The sequence below is a fragment of the Pseudomonas sp. CFII64 genome, from assembly GCF_000416235.1.
In the GTDB taxonomy this organism is placed as follows: Bacteria; Pseudomonadota; Gammaproteobacteria; order Pseudomonadales; family Pseudomonadaceae; genus Aquipseudomonas.
This window is the reverse complement of the sequence record NZ_ATLO01000010.1, coordinates 316187-330465: the sequence shown is the minus strand read 5'-3', so window position 1 is coordinate 330465 and position 14279 is coordinate 316187. Positions and strand designations below refer to the sequence as shown.

At 60.6% G+C, this 14279-nt stretch carries 13 protein-coding genes; 6 read left to right on the top strand and 7 right to left on the bottom strand.

What is annotated here, in order from left to right:
- Positions 1-376 precede the first annotated feature (376 nt).
- From CFII64_RS06435 to CFII64_RS06410, 6 genes are all read left to right on the top strand, one after another.
- Positions 377-997 carry a paraquat-inducible protein A gene (locus CFII64_RS06435; RefSeq protein ID WP_020289972.1) on the top strand — a complete coding sequence of 207 codons (621 nt, stop codon included), beginning with the start codon at positions 377-379 and terminating at the stop codon, positions 995-997.
- On the top strand, positions 994-1608 hold the full coding sequence (locus tag CFII64_RS06430; RefSeq protein ID WP_020289971.1) for a paraquat-inducible protein A: 615 nt from the start codon (positions 994-996) through the stop codon (positions 1606-1608). Before CFII64_RS06435 ends, CFII64_RS06430 begins: the two co-directional genes overlap by 4 nt.
- Complete coding sequence (locus CFII64_RS06425) at positions 1601-3283, top strand: intermembrane transport protein PqiB (RefSeq protein WP_020289970.1); 1683 nt, start codon at positions 1601-1603, stop codon at positions 3281-3283. Before CFII64_RS06430 ends, CFII64_RS06425 begins: the two co-directional genes overlap by 8 nt.
- Positions 3280-3891, top strand: coding sequence for a membrane integrity-associated transporter subunit PqiC (locus CFII64_RS06420; protein WP_020289969.1), 612 nt, complete (start codon positions 3280-3282; stop codon positions 3889-3891). The genes CFII64_RS06425 and CFII64_RS06420 overlap by 4 nt, the downstream gene beginning before the upstream one ends.
- 250 nt (positions 3892-4141) lie before the next feature.
- Positions 4142-4618: a helix-turn-helix domain-containing protein gene (locus tag CFII64_RS06415; RefSeq protein WP_020289968.1), complete on the top strand. Its 477-nt coding sequence runs from the start codon at positions 4142-4144 to the stop codon at positions 4616-4618.
- Between the two features lie 215 nt (positions 4619-4833).
- Positions 4834-5646, top strand: a complete 813-nt coding sequence (locus CFII64_RS06410) for a class I SAM-dependent methyltransferase (RefSeq protein ID WP_020289967.1) — start codon at positions 4834-4836, stop codon at positions 5644-5646.
- A 152-nt stretch (positions 5647-5798) separates the two neighbouring features.
- On the opposite strand, the gene CFII64_RS06405 is transcribed toward CFII64_RS06410, so the two are convergent.
- The 7 genes from CFII64_RS06405 to CFII64_RS06375 form a co-directional block, all read right to left on the bottom strand.
- Positions 5799-7061, bottom strand: a complete 1263-nt coding sequence (locus CFII64_RS06405) for a Zn-dependent hydrolase (RefSeq protein ID WP_020289966.1) — start codon at positions 7059-7061, stop codon at positions 5799-5801.
- An 80-nt stretch (positions 7062-7141) separates the two neighbouring features.
- Positions 7142-8311, bottom strand: coding sequence for an amidase (locus CFII64_RS06400; RefSeq protein ID WP_020289965.1), 1170 nt, complete (start codon positions 8309-8311; stop codon positions 7142-7144).
- Positions 8308-9315, bottom strand: a complete 1008-nt coding sequence (locus tag CFII64_RS06395; RefSeq protein WP_020289964.1) for an ABC transporter ATP-binding protein — start codon at positions 9313-9315, stop codon at positions 8308-8310. Before CFII64_RS06395 ends, CFII64_RS06400 begins: the two co-directional genes overlap by 4 nt.
- Entirely contained in the window at positions 9312-10355 is a 1044-nt protein-coding gene (locus tag CFII64_RS06390) for an ABC transporter ATP-binding protein (protein WP_020289963.1), read from the bottom strand. Before CFII64_RS06390 ends, CFII64_RS06395 begins: the two co-directional genes overlap by 4 nt.
- A 2-nt stretch (positions 10356-10357) precedes the next feature.
- Positions 10358-11251: an ABC transporter permease gene (locus tag CFII64_RS06385; RefSeq protein ID WP_020289962.1), complete on the bottom strand. Its 894-nt coding sequence runs from the start codon at positions 11249-11251 to the stop codon at positions 10358-10360.
- A gap of 2 nt (positions 11252-11253) precedes the next feature.
- A complete protein-coding gene (locus tag CFII64_RS06380) occupies positions 11254-12207 on the bottom strand; it encodes an ABC transporter permease (RefSeq protein WP_020289961.1) in 954 nt (317 codons plus the stop codon).
- Between the two features lie 125 nt (positions 12208-12332).
- A complete protein-coding gene (locus CFII64_RS06375) occupies positions 12333-14006 on the bottom strand; it encodes an ABC transporter substrate-binding protein (protein ID WP_020289960.1) in 1674 nt (557 codons plus the stop codon).
- Positions 14007-14279: the final 273 nt, after the last annotated feature.

The following is a 14279-nucleotide window of genomic DNA, read 5'->3' as shown; positions in this document are numbered from 1 at the left end:
GCTCTCCGTTCTTATTAGGACCGGGATCGATCGTCCCGGCTGGAGAGCAACAGAGCAAGGTGTGTGCCACGCGTGCAAATGGCTTTTATTTCAATGACTTGCTTGCGATGGGCAGTTAATCTGTCGCGCTTGCCCCGCTACAGCTGTAGCGCTTCGGACGACAATCAGCGCGGGCCTGCATCATTTGTCGCCCCAGGCAGTGAATAATGGCTTAGTGACATGTGAACGTCGGTCGCCCGTCGAGGTCAATGCAATAGCGCAAACCGGCCGCAGTGTGTATTGATTTAATTCGGCTGAATGGGTGCCGACAAGGTATCTTCCAGCCCCGCGTTTGATTAGTTTTCCACCCAGTCACCCTTACGCAGATGAGCCCACTTTGCCTGATACGAAACAGCCCTCGGACCTGATCATTTGCGAGCACTGCGACTCGCTGTATGAGTCACATCCGCTTGCCCGTGGCGAAACCGCTCTGTGCCTGCGCTGCGGCGCGGTGCTGGGCCGAGCGCATCGCCTGACCATCGAGCAATTACTGGCCCTGACCATCGGCGCGGCGGTGTTGTTTGCCTTTGCCAATTACTTCCCGGTGATCAGCATCAGCATGCAGGGTCTGAGCAATCAGGTGACCCTCTGGCAATCGGTGGAGGCGCTGGCTCAGGGCCGCATCACCCTGATTGCCCTGGTGGCCGGGCTGGCAATTATCTTCGCCCCGCTGCTGCAGATCACTTTATTGTTCTGGGTGCTGGTGCATGCCCATAAAGGCGTGATCGCTCCGGGTTTCAAGTCCTGTATGCGCGCCCTGGAACACCTGCGGCCATGGAGCATGCTGGAAGTGTGTCTGCTGGGAATTCTGGTGGCCATCGTCAAGCTGTCGGGGATGCTCGATGTGCATCCGGGCCTTGGCTTGTGGGCGATGGCAATGTTGATGGTCCTGATTATTCTGATCGCCGGCAAAGACATTCGCCGCCTGTGGACAGAGCTGGGAGTCGAGCCGTCATGAACGGGATTCCCTACGCCAGCGAACACAATGTGTGCCTGTGCCATATTTGCGGTTACGTCTGCCCGGCCGATACTCACGTGTGTCCACGCTGTGACTCAGCGGTACATGCGCGCAAGCCCAACAGCCTGGCGCGGACCTGGGCTTTTCTGATTGCCGGGCTGATTTTCTATATACCCGCCAACCTGCTGCCGGTGATGTACACCACGTTGTTCGGCAACAGCAGCCAGAACACCATCATGAGTGGCGTGATCGAATTCTTCGAAGGTGGCTCGTGGGACATTGCCCTGCTGATTTTCATCGCCAGCGTCGTGGTGCCGTGCATCAAATTCGTGGTGCTGGGCTTGTTGCTGGTCACCTGCCAGCGCCGCAGTACCTGGGCCATGCAGGAGCGGTCGCGGCTCTATCGTTTTATCGAGTTGATCGGCTACTGGTCGATGCTTGACGTATTGGTCGTTGCCCTGGTGGCGGCGCTTGTGCAGTTCCGAGAGCTCAGCACCATCGAGCCGCGCATCGGTATTCTGTTTTTTGGTCTGGTTGTGGTGATGACGATGTTCGCCGCCATGAGTTTCGATCCCCGGCTTATCTGGGACGCAGAGGTTGAAGATGTCTGACAATGCCCTACCCCCTTCCCCGTCCGCGCCGGTTCGGCCCGAGGTCAAAAAACGCCGGGTGCGTGTTTCGCTGGTCTGGCTGGTGCCAATCGTTGCCGGCTTGATAGGCTTGTCCATGGCGCTGCATGACTGGATGAACGTCGGCCCGAAAATCACCGTCAGCTTTCTCACTGCTGAAGGCCTCGAAGCCAAGAAAACCCAGGTCAAGTACAAGAACGTGGTCATTGGCATCGTCAGCGACATCGCCCTGAGCGATGACCGCACGCACATCCTGGCCACCATTGAACTCAACAGCAGCGCTGGCCCGTTCACCCGTGAAGACAGCCAGTATTGGGTAGTGCGTCCGCGCATCGGCGCCCACGGTATTTCCGGCGTCGATACCCTGTTGTCCGGCGCGTTCATCGGCGCCGATGCGGGCAGTTCGGAAAAAACCAAGAATGACTTCCTCGGCCTGGAAACGCCGCCGCCGGTTACCTTCGGGGAGAAAGGCAAGCGCTTCAAGCTGCACACCGACGACCTGGGCTCCCTGGACATTGGCTCGCCTATCTATTACCGGCGCATCCAGGTTGGCCAGGTGGTGTCCTATGACCTGTCAAAGGACGGCAAAGGCGTCGACATCGAGATTTTCATCAACACCCCCAATGATCAGTACGTCAGCACCGACACGCGTTTCTGGAATGCCAGCGGCGTCGATGTCACCCTCGGCGCTGCAGGGCTGAAGATTGCCACCCAGTCGCTGACCTCGATCGTCGCTGGCGGCATTGCCTTCCGTGAGCCGAACTGGAGCCCGGACGCCAAACCTGCGGCGGAAAACGCCGAGTTCAGGATTTTCGACGATCAGGCCACCGCGCTGGCGCCTCCCGATGGCGAGCCGCGCTACATCCGCATGCGCTTCGATCAATCGCTGCGCGGATTGGTGGTCAACGCACCGGTGGACTTTCTCGGCGTGAATGTCGGTCGCGTGGTTTCCGTGGATCTGGATTACGACCCACAGACGCAAACCTTCCCCGGCATCGTCGGTGCAGTTATCTATCCCAAGCGACTGGGCGCGGCGCAAGCCAAGCTTGAGAAAATGGGCGGCGCCGGTGACGAGGACGAACAATCGGCGCGCATCCTTGGCGGCTTCGTGGCTCGAGGATTACGGGCACAGGCGCGCACCGGCAACCTGCTGACCGGGCAGCTCTACATTGCGATGGACTTCGAACCCAAGGCTCCCAAAGTGGTGTTTGATCCCAAAGCCCGCCCGCTGGAAATTCCCACTGTTCCGGGCAGCTTCGACAAATTGCAGGAACAGCTGCAGGCCTTTGTCGACAAACTGGGCAAACTGCCCATCGACGAACTGGCGAACAACCTCAACGGCAGCTTGAGCGAATTGCAGAAAACCCTGAAACAGGTCAACAGCACGGTCCTGCCGGAAATGCGTGGCACCCTGCAGCAGGCGCAGAAAACCCTGCATACCGCCAACGACAGCCTGGGTGAAGATTCGCCGGCGCGCGTGCAGCTCGGCCAGGCCATGGACGAAGTGCAGCGTACCGCCCGCTCGGTACGCGTGCTGACCGACTTCCTCAGCCGTCATCCGGAAGCCTTGATACGCGGCCGCACTGGCGATGCCGCGCCAGGCTCATATAAAGCCCCCGCCTCTTCCCGTGCAATTGATCTGGAGCCACAGCAATGACCCTGCGCCTGAAGTTTTTCGTGTTGGCCGCTTTGCTGGGGACCAGTGCCTGCACGTCCACGGTGACCCATTACTACACGCTGATTGCACCGGCCACGACCACGGCGCAAAAACCGGTTGCGGCCGCGCCCTTCCAGTTCGAGATGCTGCCGGTGCTGATGCCGGTGCAGGTGGATCAACCGCCACTGGTGATTCGCCAGGGTGATGGCAGCCTGGCCATTCTCGACGCGGAACGCTGGGGCTCGCCTCTGGGTGATGAGTTTCATGACGCCCTGACGGGTCAGCTGGAGCGACGCTTTGGCAGCCGAGACATGGCAGGCTTGCCCAAAGACAGCGGCCAACCGGTGCTGTCATTGCGTACTGACGTTCGCCGCTTCGAATCGGTGCCGGGCAGCTACGCAATGATCGACGTGGTATGGAGCCTGGGCTTGCGCAATACCGGTGCCAAGGCGCAAAACCTGACGTGCAGCAGCGTGATTCGCGAGCCTGCCGGTCTGGGTATGGAAAATCTGGTACTCGCTCACCAGCGCGCGGTTTCCCGTCTGGCCGACGTCATCGCCAAAACCGCTGGAAGCTGGGCGCAGAATCAGCAGTCTCGCTGCCTCTGAGACGCTGATTCAAGTCAACGACCTGCGTCATGGCGGTCCCTTCCCCAGGGACCGTTGCTGCTGAACCGGCAAAATATACTTCCTTGTTTAATCAGCATCCGACTTCCTCCGGAGGCTCGCGGACGTCCGCAGCAAGACCTTTCCTACAATCTCGTGTTAATAAAGGGGCGATTTGAGGAAAGTTTAAGCGTATCGTTCCATTTATTTTTAATAAACCTGACAGGCAACCGTGCGCAAGGAACACTTCCAAATGACTGGGATTGGTCAGCGACTTAAAAAAGAACGCCTGAGACTCAAGCTGTCGCAAAGCGCGCTCGGTGCGATTGGTGGCGTTGAAACCAACGCACAGGGCAATTACGAGAACGGCATACGCTCACCGAGGGCGGACTATCTGGCGCGTATTGCCGCTGCAGGAGTCGATGTCGGTTTCGTTGTGACCGGCTTCGTCTTACCTTCCCTCGCTGACAGCGAAGAACCAATGCCCCAGCAGACGCCCGTCCTGGAGGCGCCAAGCGGGGACTCGCTGCCTGTTCTGATAGGTCGATTGCAAGGCAGCCTGCATGACATCTCTGATCATCTCTATCAAATGACCCGCTTGGCTGACGCCAGAATAGAACCCAATAAAACCGGTACGCTGCAAACCCAGCTGGACACGATAAAGCGTGATGCCGAGGCCATCGCTCTGGCTTCCGTGCGCCTGATTTTTGTAACCTCACGCCTGAACTGAACCCGCTGTAACGCTAGCTCCGCCAGTTATATGCCTAGCACCAAGTGTTCTATCCTCAGGGCTGGAGGCGCTTGCCAAATACCGGGCTCAAGCGGCTAAGTCTATCGTTCCGTCAGCACGGATTGCCGTCGCTGCAGGTTCACGTTGTTACCTGGTTGTCTGCGCCCTGCCGACCCGTCTGGCAAACCTGCATTGGCAAGACAGGAAGCGCGATCATGAGTGAACCACTCGATCTACAAGCATTGAAAAGCCGCCAGATGACAGCGTGGGCCAGCGGCGATTACGCCGTGATCGGCACAACGCTGCAACTGGTCGGCGAATTGCTGGCCGAAGCCTGCGACCTTCGTTATGACGAACGCGTCCTCGACGTCGCGGCCGGCAATGGCAACGCGACCCTCGCCGCAGCGCGACGTGGCTGCGTTGTAACCTCAACCGACTACGTTGGTGGCCTGCTCGAACGCGGCCGCGAGCGCAGCCGTGCCGAGCATTTCGACGTTAGCTTCCTGGAGGCCGACGCCGAAGCGCTGCCCTTTGAAGACGCGTCATTCGATGCCGTGTTATCCACCTTCGGCGTGATGTTCACCCCCGATCAGCCGCGCGCCGCAGCGCAAATGGCCCGGGTGTGCCGTTCCGGCGGACGCATCGGCCTGGCCAACTGGACACCGGAAGGTTTCGTCGGGCAAATGTTCAAGACCCTGGGCAAACACCTGCCGCCGCCGGCCGGCGTCAAACCACCTTCGCTGTGGGGGGTGGAAGAGCACTTGAAGGAACTGTTTGGCGATAACGCCGCAGCGATAAACGTGACGCGTCGCGAGTTCAACTTTCGTTACCGCTCGCCGGCGCATTTCATCGAAGTCTTCCGCACCTGGTACGGCCCGGTGCACAAAGCCTTTGCCACACTCCCGCCCGAAGGCGCGGTGGCCTTGGAGCGCGACCTGACCGAGTTGCTGACCCGCCTGAACCGCGCCGGTGAGTCTTCTTTGGTGGTGCCCAGCGAATACCTGGAAGTGGTGATTAGCCGACGGTGAATGACAACGATGCTGACTGAAGGAACGTAGGACCGGATTTATCCGGGAGGGCGCCGGTTCGATTGGCCGATATCTACCTGACGCAACGCGGTGTCAGGGCTGACGCCTTCGCGAATAAATTCGCTCCTACGATTTAAACCAAACGCCGAACCCTACATCGCAGCACTGACCATCGCCCGGAGCAGCACCGCACAACCGGCGGCCAGATCTTCCGGCGTGGCGTTTTCGATTTCGTTATGGCTGATGCCGCCTTCGCACGGCACAAAAATCATCCCGGCGGGCCCCAGTTCGGCGATGAAAATGGCGTCATGTCCGGCACCGCTGACGATGTCCATATGGCTCAGGCCCAACTGTTGCGCACCGTCACGCACTGCATCAACGCAGCGGCTGGCGAAATCCAGCGGCGGAAAGTCTGCGGTGGGCGTCAGCTCATAAGTCAGGCCATTGTCAACGCAGGCCTCTTCGATGGCCTGGCCCAGCTCGTCGACCATGGCCTGCAATCTGTCGCTGTGCAGATGCCGGAAATCGATGGTCATCTTCACCTCGCCGGGGATCACATTGCGCGAGCCCGGATGAAGGTTCAGGCAGCCAACTGTCCCGCAGGCGTGAGGCTGGTTGGCATTGGCGATACGGTTGACGGCGGTGACCACATGCGCGGCACCGACCAGCGCGTCTTTGCGCAATGACATCGGCGTCGGACCGGCGTGGGCCTCGACGCCGCTGAGCGTCAGGTCAAACCATTTCTGGCCCAGGCAGCCCATGACCACGCCGATGGTCTTGCGCTGATCTTCGAGAATCGGGCCCTGCTCGATGTGTGCTTCAAAGTACGCGCCCACGGGATGGCCAAGCACGGCACGACTGCCGGCGTAACCGATACGTCGCAGTTCTTCCCCCACCACCAGACCTTGCTCGTCCTGTTTGGCCAGGGTCTCGGCCAGGTCGAGCTTACCGGCAAACACTCCGGAGCCCATCATGCAGGGCGGAAAACGCGAGCCTTCTTCATTGGTCCACACCACAACTTCGATGGGCGCTGTGGTTTGCAGACTGAGGTCGTTCAGGGTGCGGATCACTTCCAGTCCGGCCATGACGCCGAAACAGCCGTCAAACTTGCCGCCGGTGGGTTGCGTGTCGATATGGCTGCCAGTCATGACCGGTGCGCGCTGCAAATCGCTGCCGGGCCGGCGCGCGAAAATATTGCCGATTGCATCGACGGTCACTGTGCAGCCGGCCTCTTCGCACCACTTGACGAACAGATCCCGGGCCTGACGATCCAGATCGGTCAGCGCCAGGCGACAGACACCACCTTTGACCGTCGCACCCAGTTGCGCGAGATCCATCAGTGATTGCCAGAGGCGCTGGCTGTTGATCAGCGGCGCGTCAGTGGTGAAAAGATCCGGACTGATTGGGGTGTTCATGGGTGTTCTCCATTTGAGGACCGTAGGAGCGAGGCTTGCCCACTCGCGCCAACAGGCCATGTGCGCTTCAGGAATTTTTCTTACCCGGCAATCTTCACTGCCAGTTTGACCAGGCTCAAATCGCTGCCCCTCGGCCCCATCAGCGAGATGCCCAGCGGCACTCCATCCTTGTTTACCAGGGGCATGCTCAACTGCGGGGTGCGGCATAGCACGGAAATGGCCAGCAGGTGATGAGAAATCTGCCGGGTCTGCTCGATTTCTTCATCCTTGGCGCTGAGCAGCGGCGCGATGTCCGGCACCGTCGGCATGACCAGCACGCGATCACCCAGCAGTGCGTTCCAGCTGGCCGCAAAGCGTTCACGCAACGCGCAGGCGTCGTTGTATTGCGCGTCGGTGACGGCCTTCGACCAGGCGAAACGCGCCGCTACATCGGGACCGAGGCACAAGCCGTTTTGTTCGATGAACTCTCCCTGCGCCAGCCACGCTTCGCGGCCCTGAATGTAGCGAAACGCCCAATAAGCATCGGTTAGCGAAGGCAGCTCGCCTTGCAGCTGCTCCAGCGGGCCGCAAGCAGCCTCGATTTGCGCCAAGGCTGGCGCCAAAGCGTCGAGGGAAGCATCCGGCAACATCCCGAACAACGCCTCACTGGTCACCAATTGCGGCTGTTCCGGCAAAGGCGCGGAATCCTCCCCCAGCAGGCACTCGCCCACCAGACCAAATACCTTGGCGTCGCGGGTGAAATAACCGGCGGTGTCCATGCTTTCGCACAGGGCCTGGGTATTTTCCAGAGAGAGGCGACCATGACTCGGCCGCAAGCCGAACAACCCGCAATAACTGGCGGGGGTGCGCACCGAACCGCCGGTGTCGCTGCCCATGGCGAAGTCGCACAAACCGTTGGAAACCGCCGATGCCGATCCCGAAGATGAGCCCCCGGGAATGCGGTCGTGGGCCGCGCCGTTGCGTGGCGTGCCGTAATGCGCGTTCTTGCCGCTCATGGAAAACGCCATCTCGTTGGTGTGGGCCTTGCCGATCAACTCGGCACCCGCATCCAGCAAGCGTTGAATAGTCGGCGCAGTGGTGGTTTTGATCCCCGACATCGCCAATACATGAGGGTTGCCGCCGCCCGTTGGGTAACCGGCGACGTCGAACAGGTCCTTGGCGGCAAAGGTCAATCCGGCCAATGGCCCGCTGGGCGCACGGGGCACTTCGACCGCCGGGTATGGCATCAAGGCAAACGCAGAATCAGTCATGACAGGGACTCGCAAAGAGGTTGAACGGGGACCTGATTCCAGTGGTGGCAGCTCACTGAATGGTCGGGAATGACGTCTTCGATGGCCGGCACGACACTGCGACACAGGTCGCTGGAGCGCGGGCAACGGGGGGCGAATGCACAACCGGCCGGCAGGTTGGCCAGGTCCGGCGGCGCACCGGGAATACTGATCAAGCGCTCGCCCTTGCGCAGGCCGTCCTTGGGCCGCGTGCCCAGCAACACCTGCGTATACGGGTGCTGCGGGTTTTCCAGCAGCTCGGCCAAAGGTGCCTGCTCGACGATGCGACCGCCGTACATGACGGCGACCCGATCAGCGACTTCAACGGCCGCGCCAATGTCGTGAGTGACGAAGATGATCGACAGACCGAGGGCCTGCTGCAGCTCGCGCAACAGGATCAGAATCTGGATCTGCACCGTGGCGTCCAGCGCGGTGGTGGGTTCGTCGGCGAGCAGAATCTGTGGTTTACAGGCCAGCGCCAGCGCAATCATTGCCCGTTGACGCATGCCGCCGGACATTTCGTGCGGGTAGGCATCCAGACGCTGTTCCGGGCTGGGAATACGCACGCTGCGCAAGGCTTCCAACGCCGCCGCACGGGCATCGGCCCTGGACATCGGTCGATGACGACGCAGCGCTTCGACGATCTGCTGGCCGATGGTGTAGACCGGGTCCAGCGCCAACAGCGGCTCCTGAAAAATCATTGCCGCCACCGGCCCGCGCAGCGCCTGCAACTGACTGCGCGACAACGCCATGAGGTTCTGTCCGGCAATTTCGATCTGCCCTTCGATGCTCGTGGAACGTTCGGAATGCAGGCGCATCAGGGCGCGCAACGTCACGCTTTTACCGGAGCCGGATTCGCCGATCAGCGCCAGCACTTCGCCCCGTGCGACCGACAGGCTGACGCCGTTGACTGCCGACAAGGTCTGCCCGCCGCGTTTGAAACGGACCTTGAGGTCGCGCACGGCAACCATGGGTTGTTCGCTCATGCCGAGGCTCCTGTGTAGATCAACTGCGCCGATGGACTCTGGCTGTGCCCTGCCCCCGGCTGGACCATCAGGCACGCGGCAAAATGCTCAGTGCCGGTCATGGTCAGTTGCGGCGCGGTTTGCCCGCAGATGGTTTCAGCATGGGGGCAGCGCGTATGGAAACGGCAGCCGGACGGCGGATCGATAGGGCTCGGTGGGTCGCCCGAAAGCGGCGAAACCAACGTGCGTCTGGCCGGGTCCATGGACGGCATGGAGGTCAGCAGCGCCTGTGTGTACGGATGCTGCGCCTCGGAAAACAGCGCTTCGGCAGGCCCGACTTCGACAATTTCCCCCAGGTACATGACCATGATCCGGTCGGACAAATAGCGCACCACGTGCAAATCATGGCTGATGAACACGTACGTCAGTTGCAGGCTGTCCTTGAGGTCAAGCAACAGGTTCAACACCTGGGCTTCCACCGACTTGTCCAGCGCCGACACCGCTTCGTCGAGAATCACCAGACGCGGGTCCACCGCCAGGGCGCGGGCAATGTTGACCCGCTGGCGCTGCCCGCCGGACAGTTCGTGAGCATAGCGCCCGGCGAAACGTGTTGGCTCAAGCCCCACGCGACCCAGAAGATCCCGCGCCCGCTGCAGGGATTCACGCTGGCTGACACCGTGTACTGAAGGTCCGAACGCCACGGACTGTTCCATGGTCAGGCGCGGATTCAGTGACGAATAGCTGTCCTGGAACACCATCTGCACCTGCCGCCGATAATCACGCAAGGGCAATTGATGTCCACCCACGCTCATGGCGTCGAACACCAGTTCGCCGCTGTCATGTTCGATCAACTGCATCAACAAGCGGGCCGTGGTGGATTTGCCGCAGCCTGATTCGCCGACTACACCGAGCGTCTCGCCCTTGTGCACCACGAAATCGATGCCGTCGACGGCGCGAACCACACTGCGTTTGCCCAGGCCGCCTTTGACCGGGAAGTGTTTGACCAGTTTTTCCACTTTCAGCAGTGGCTGCGCTGGACCGCCAATATCGCGCTTGGTCATCGTCAGCTCCTGATCGCCATGGCCGCCCGCAAGCGGTCGGCCAGCACGTTGAAAGAAATCGAGGTGATGAAGATCATCGCTCCCGGCAACGCGGATACCAGCGGCTGGGTATAGATGGCGGTGCGCAGGGTATTGAGCATCAGGCCCCATTCCGGCTCCGGCGGCGTAACGCCCAGGCCGAGGAAGGACAGGCCCGACGCGAGGATCATCGACACCGAGATCAAACCGGTGGTGAAGACAAAGATCGGCCCCAGCACGTTGCCCAGCACTTGGGTACGAATGATGGTGAAGGATCCGGCGCCCGAAGCCCGCGCCGCTTCGATGTAGTCGCGATTGCGCACCTGGGTGGTCACGGACTCGGCAATCCGCGCCACTTGCGGCACGAACACCAGGGTCAGCGAGATCAGCGCGTTGTTCACTCCGGCGCCTAAAGCCCCGGAAAACGCGATGGCCAGCAACACCGACGGGAACGCATAAAACACGTCCACGGTGCGCATGATCAGGCTGTTAAGCCAGCCGCCAAAATAACCGGCGATCACGCCGATTGCGCCGCCAATGAAGAACGCGAAAATCACCGGCGTGATGCCCATGAACAACGACAGGCGCGCGCCCAGCATCAGGCGCGACAGCAAGTCACGGCCCAGCTCGTCAGTACCCAGCGGGAAGCCTTCGGTGCCGATTGGCTTGAGACGTTTGAACATCGACGTGGTGAACGGATCACCCGGCACGATCCAAGGGCCGAACACCGCGAGGACCAGCAAGACAAGGATAACGGCCGACACCACCAGGGCGACCGGATCGCGCCGCACCCGACCGAACACTTCACTCCAGTAACCCGGCGAGCTTTCAACCGGGGTGATGACCGGCGCGGCCGGTCGCAGAATCGACAGGTTCATGCTCAGCCCCTTTTGATACGTGGATCAAGCAGCGTCTGCAGGATATCCACCAGCAGATTCAGCGTGACGAAGAACAAGGCCAGCACCCAGATAGTGCCCTGCAGCAAAGGCAGGTCACGCTGGAAAATCGCCGAATTGAGCAGCAGGCCGGTGCCGGGCCAGGCGAACACGGTTTCCACCAGAATCGAGCCGCCCATCAGGTAGCCGATCTGCAACCCCATCACCGCCATGGCGGTCGGCGCAGCATTCTTGACCACATGCAGGAACAGCCCCCATTCGCTCAGGCCCTTGGCGCGCAGCCCCACGATGAATTCCTGGGACAGGGTTTCCGCCACCTGGGCCCGCACGGTGCGGGCGATGATTCCGGTAGGGATGACCGACAAGGTAATCGCCGGCAGGATCATGAATTGAAAGTGCGCCCAGTCCCATGCCCAGGCCGACTGGCCCATGGGTCCGCCACCGGTAGCCGGCAGCCAGCCCAATTGCGAGGAGAAGACGGTGACCATCAGCATGCCCAGCCAGTAATGCGGCACGCTGACGCCGATGGCGGAAATCGCCGAGGCGATCTTGTCCAGCCAGCTGTCCTGAAAATAGCCGCCGACAAACCCGAACAGGCTGCCGAGGACGAAACCGAACAAGGTCGCCAGCACCGCCAGGCGCAATGAGTAACTCACTGCGTTGAGCACTTCGCTGGTCACCGAACGGCCGCTGGCGATGGACATCCCGAGGTCGCCATGCACCGCATGCCAGACCCACAGGCCAAATTGCACCGGCAACGGTTTGTCGAAGCCATAAGCCTGAACCAGTTGTTCGCGCAGCGCTTCGGAAGCATCCGGGGGCATTACCGACACCAGCGGATCACCGGGCGCCATATGCACGAGCATGAAACACACCAGCGCTACGCCCAACAGAATCGGGGTCGCCAGCAATACGCGGCGCAAGATATAGGCAAGCATAGGTTTCCTCACTTGGATCAATCACGCAAACGCCGTCAACCGCGCGTACTCCGCAGGACCGGCTTTAGTCGGGAGACGCCCTCCCGGCTAAAGCCGGTCCTGCTGATTGGGTGTTGCGGCGCGTCTCAGTCCTGCTTGGAGACCAGCGACAAGTCGATGAACCAGCTTTGCGGCTGGACCACGCCGGTGACTTTCGGCGAAATGGCCCGTGGACCCACGTCGTGGGCGACAAACAGGAACGGCACTTCATCGACAATCGCCGCATGCAGCTTGCCGGACGCTTCGTCCAGCGCCTTCGGATCGAAGGAATTGCGCACCGTGGTGATCAACTTCTCGACGTGTGGCGAGGCAAAGAAACCCCAGTTGTTGGAAACCGGCGGGAACGCTTTTTCACTGGAGAAACGCACCATGCCGAAGTACGGGTCCATGACCGCCGCGCTGACGTTGATCGCGTTGGCGCCCTGGGCTGCGGGGTCTTTGGCACCCAGACGCCAGCCGCTGAACAGGGTGTTCCATTCGGTGACGGCAATGTCCACGTCGAAATAGCAGCCCTTGAGGCTCTGCTGGATGTATTCGTTCATCGGCAACGGCTGCATCTGCCCCGAGCCGGAGGCCGACGTCAGGACTTTCACCTTGACCGGGTGATCCTTGCTGAAACCCGCATCGGCCATGAGTTTTTGCGCAGCGGCCTGGTCATATTTGATCTTGAAATCCGGATTGCCGTACCAAGGCGAATCCTTCTCGTAGATGCCCGTGGCTTCCTGCATGAAACCGCCCAGATAGGCTTTCAGTTCGCTGCGATCCAGACACAGGTTCGCCGCCTGACGCACGCGTTTGTCGAGCCACGGCGAACCCGGCGCGAACGAGAACTGCCATGGCCATAAGTGCGGCTGGCCGTTGGCGTAGATCTTGAATTTCTTGCTCTTGATCTGCTCGATGGCATCCGGCGCGGGCGCTTCGATCCAGTCCACCTGGCCGGACAACAGCGCGGCGGTCCGCGCATTGGCTTCAGGCAGTGGAATCAGCACCACATGGTCGACCTTGGGGATGCGCTTGGGATCCCAATAGCCGGGATTCTTGTCCAGCACCAGTTCCTGGCGCGGCACCATGCGGTCCATCTTGAACGGTCCGGTACCCACGGAATGGCTGGCGAATGCCGTCCAGGCCAGCTTCGAGCGCTCCGCCGGATCGGTAGTGGCCGCCGGAACGGCGGCGAAATCTTTCTGCCAGGCCGTCGGTGAGGCCATGAACAGGTTGGTCAGGTTGTACGGCAGGACCGCATCGGGTTCGCTGGTGGTCAGTTCGACGGTCAGGTCATCGATTTTCTGCGCGCTGCGCAGGGTCGGCATGCGCGACACGGTCATGCCGATCTGGCCCGGCGCATATTGCGGGGCCTGTTTGTCGAGGACTTTATTGACGTTCCACACCACGGAATCGGCGTTGAACGCCGAGCCATCATGGAACTTGACGCCAGGACGCAGCTTGAAGATCCACTTGGTGTGATCGTCCGGCTTGACCGCCCATTCAGTGGCCAGCCCTGGAATCAATGTGCTGGGCTTCTCACCTTGCGACAGGTCCCACTCGACCAGGGAATCGAACATGGTGATCCCGGTGAAGCGGTTACCCTCATACCCTTGATCTGGCTGACCGTGCGTCAGCGGAATGTCCGCTGCAGTCATGGCGATGCGCAAAGTGCTTTCGGCCATGGCGGCCAGTGGCGACAAAGCACCAACGGCAATCGAACAGGCCAGGGCCAGCCGGGTAAAACTACGTGCGCGGGTTTCTGAAGCATGCGTCATGGCGAGTTTCCCATCAGTCAGGTAAGGAGAGCTGACAGGCTCAACGCAATGCTCATACCAACTTTTTAGTCACCCGCTTCGCAGCGCGTTCAAAGATCGTGAAATTTCATATTTTTCAATAACCTATGGCAAACAATAAACACTGTGGAATTTTTACCCAAACGTTTGGGTAGTGTTGCGCGGTGGTTCGTGCAATCTTTTGGTACGCAACGCTCCATCGTGGCGCAACGGCTCGCATGCTGATCCTGGATCGGCTGAGTCTGTGCAGCGACC